We start from the raw sequence: 2,142 nt of genomic DNA, 5'->3' as shown, positions 1-2,142 counted from the left end.
TTGTGAATTCTGCTACCTTCCACTGCGCAGGGACATCGTCCTCTCCTGGGTGCGGCTGGTGCTTTTCCTCATACTTTGTCCGATAGAACTGACGAAAAAGGGCTTTAAGTTTTCCTAGTTCACTTAGTTCACTCAATTTCGGAACTGCACTCGGGAAGAAGGGCCTTTTATAAGCATGCCTTGCCTGATATTCGATCAACAACCTACAAATAGCAAGTCTGCCTACCAGTAACTCAAACTGACCTGCCCTAAACCTATGCCTACCCCTCAATATAGGACTGATGTTGCTTACTTGATTTTAATTCACAACATTAAGGAGTTCCGGGTTGATGCCTTGGCCCACGAGGAGCTTGTACCGCCCCCATTCCTCCACTATAAAATCAAAGTGTAAATGTACCAAGGGTCATGCCCATGCTATCGAGTCCACGCAGGGCGTTCTGCCACTCATGCTCGGTGAGGCCCTGTTTCAAGGGGCCCCACGTGTCGTTGGTCCTGCCTCGAAGGTTTTGGCCCTCTCGAACTACCCAGTCGAAGTTGGCTCTGCGATCGGGGTTGGGGTGGTTGTGGTAAGCCCATGGCACAACTTTGTACGTCAGTTCAGGGGAAGTCAGGGAGGAGCAGGGGGAGGGGGGGCAGTAGTCGCCGGGAATACCACTTATCCAGGCCCTAAAAGACTGCATGATTTTGTTTCTACTGTCAACCAAAAGAATTTCAAAAATTGCTTGGTCTTGCTCATCGTGGACAGCGACGGGCAGTCCCAACCAAGCCTTCATGGGGAAGATCGCGGTAATGGACGGGTCTTGAGCAAGCCTGTGCTGAACGGCGCTCAGGATGAGAAGGAAAAGGCGGTTGGGTGCTCGAGGGAAAACCCATTGCCCAAAGGCAGCCTCAACCACCGTAATGAGGTTATAGCCACATTCCAGGTATCGGGGCTCAAGGAGGTGAAAATACTTTCTTAGGTCTCCCACCTGTTTGCCGGAATAATCAGACATTTCGGTTGGGTACTTCTGAATTTGCTAGCGTAGCGCTAGAGGCCAGAGCGAGCGCACAGGCTTCTGCAGCTTGTGAGCGAGTAGCTACTCTGCTGGCGGAGTAGCTACTTCGCAGCAACGAAGTAACGGCCAGGGAAATGGTAGTCTTCCTGTTAATCCAAATTCACGTCAAAATATGGAGGAAGGCAATCCTTTCCCCCGCCGCTTTCGCATTGCACACCAACAGCCGGCAGCAGATTGGTTGACCGCGCAACTCCCGATTGAGAGCAATGACAATAAGTTTGCCTATCTCCATAACCGCGATATCGGGATTTTAGTGACCATATCTCGCTGTTGTTCAACGGATGGTGCAATCCACCTTGGTGCGGCTTTTCCGTCTATCAACTGTGAGCACGACAATCTACAGATCAGCTTACTCGCAGAGGATGTCGTTGTTCTTGAAGTCACTGTTGATGTGACTGCTGCTGTGTTCCGATCCACAGCTCAGGTAAGCGTCAAGGTACTCACAGGCCAGCGACAGGACCTCGCAGCCAATCTCATGTGCCCTCAGCAAGCCCTCGATGTAGGCCAGCAAGTCTACAATAAGCATTCCGTCCAGGCGGCCAAAGGCCTCGTAAAGTCGTCAGGGCGGCGCGTTTCGAAGCCAGAGCGCAGGAGTCTCGCTGAGGGCTCTGGCGGCAAGCTACACTTGACCTCTTTGGGTACAGTTTCCAAGGTCATATGCCCTGGAGTGTTTGAGGGTCGGACAATCTGTAAGTGGTGAGTTACTCTTACGGTCAGTGCAGATTGGAGATACTGTACCCAACGTTGCTCTTGTTCTTCGCTACCGTGGTCGACAGGATCGTGTCTTGGTTGCAAGTGCTCCCAATTTGCACAATCCACCACCGCCCCCACCGCCCTTTGGCTCTGGAGCCCAGCAGAGCGATGTGGTTGGTGGGAACGCCTTGGCACCGATTCCTGCATCTGTGCCACCTCGCAAATCTTTGTCGCAGTTGCAACAACTTGATCCGGTAAGCGAGACCTTCTCACTCAGCGTTCAGACAGTCAATTTTCCCTCTGGTGAGCAACTCCTACAACGAACAGCTGTACAGGCTCCTCAAGGCACCCCCCCGGCTCTGCCGCCGATGCCACGCATCCCCTCTGTCCGCTC

Annotated in this window: 3 protein-coding genes; 1 reads left to right on the top strand and 2 read right to left on the bottom strand. The window is 52.8% G+C overall.

Annotated elements, in window-relative coordinates; translation table 11 throughout:
* Positions 1-199 (bottom strand): hypothetical protein (locus V6D20_15270; protein HEY9817140.1); only part of this gene is annotated, 199 nt, incomplete at its 3' end.
* Between the two features lie 181 nt (positions 200-380).
* Positions 381-992 carry a hypothetical protein gene (locus V6D20_15265; protein ID HEY9817139.1) on the bottom strand — a complete coding sequence of 204 codons (612 nt, stop codon included), beginning with the start codon at positions 990-992 and terminating at the stop codon, positions 381-383.
* 848 nt (positions 993-1,840) lie between these two features.
* Between V6D20_15265 and V6D20_15260 the strand changes: the two genes are divergently transcribed.
* A partial coding sequence (locus V6D20_15260) for a hypothetical protein (GenBank protein HEY9817138.1) occupies positions 1,841-2,142 on the top strand: 302 nt, incomplete at its 3' end.

The organism is Candidatus Obscuribacterales bacterium (assembly GCA_036703605.1).
Lineage (GTDB): Bacteria > Cyanobacteriota > Cyanobacteriia > RECH01 > RECH01 > RECH01.
The sequence above is the reverse complement of the archived record's forward strand: the minus strand, read 5'-3'. Positions and strand labels throughout refer to the sequence as shown.

What these genes read in the sequence shown, in the direction of transcription:
- V6D20_15265 (HEY9817139.1), bottom strand. Translation starts at nt 992, where the DNA reads ATGTCTGATTATTCCGGCAAACAGGTGGGAGACCTAAGAAAGTATTTT.